The organism is Candidatus Edwardsbacteria bacterium, assembly GCA_031082425.1.
Taxonomy (GTDB): domain Bacteria; phylum Edwardsbacteria; class AC1; order AC1; family EtOH8; genus UBA2226.
This window is the reverse complement of record JAVHLB010000023.1, coordinates 1-546: the sequence shown is the minus strand read 5'-3', so window position 1 is coordinate 546 and position 546 is coordinate 1. Positions and strand designations below refer to the sequence as shown.

The 546-nt window shown below is 60.6% G+C and carries 1 protein-coding gene; it reads right to left on the bottom strand.

Features of this window, described 5'->3' with window-relative positions; genetic code table 11:
* Positions 1-546, bottom strand: a 546-nt coding sequence (locus RDU76_11935; GenBank protein ID MDQ7799631.1) for a YncE family protein, incomplete at both ends; no start/stop codon positions are given.

The following is a 546-nucleotide window of genomic DNA, read 5'->3' as shown; positions in this document are numbered from 1 at the left end:
CAATGTCATTAACCCCGGTCCCGTCGCTGAGGTGCATTAGGCTGTACCACCCCAGGTTCAGGGTGCCGAAGGTGTCCGAGTTCATATACCTGATGAACAGGGCGTGGTTGACCGGGTTCAGGGTCAGGGCCACCGGGGCGTCCCTCACCGGATAAGACAGCCACAGGGTGTCGCTGGCGAAGATGCTGACGGTGTCGCTGCCGTAGTTGGCCACATACAGCCGGTCGTTGTCCACATCCAGCACCATGGAGTACGGTTCCTTTTTAACCGGCAGTCTCTTGATGATGGTGCCGGTGGTGTCGAACACTACCACGGTATCGTTGGTGGATGATCCGTTAATGGAGACATACAGCTTGCCGGTTAGGGGGTTTACGGCCAGGCAGCGGGGCTGGGTTCCTACCGTCCAGGTCTGGGTCTGGTTGGTCCTCCCGTCGACGACCGTAACGGTGCCGGCGATACCGCTCAGATTATTGGCGGTGAAGATCCGGTTGCGCACCGGGTCCACGGCCATGCCCGCCACCTCGTTCCCTGTGGCAACCGTGGCGG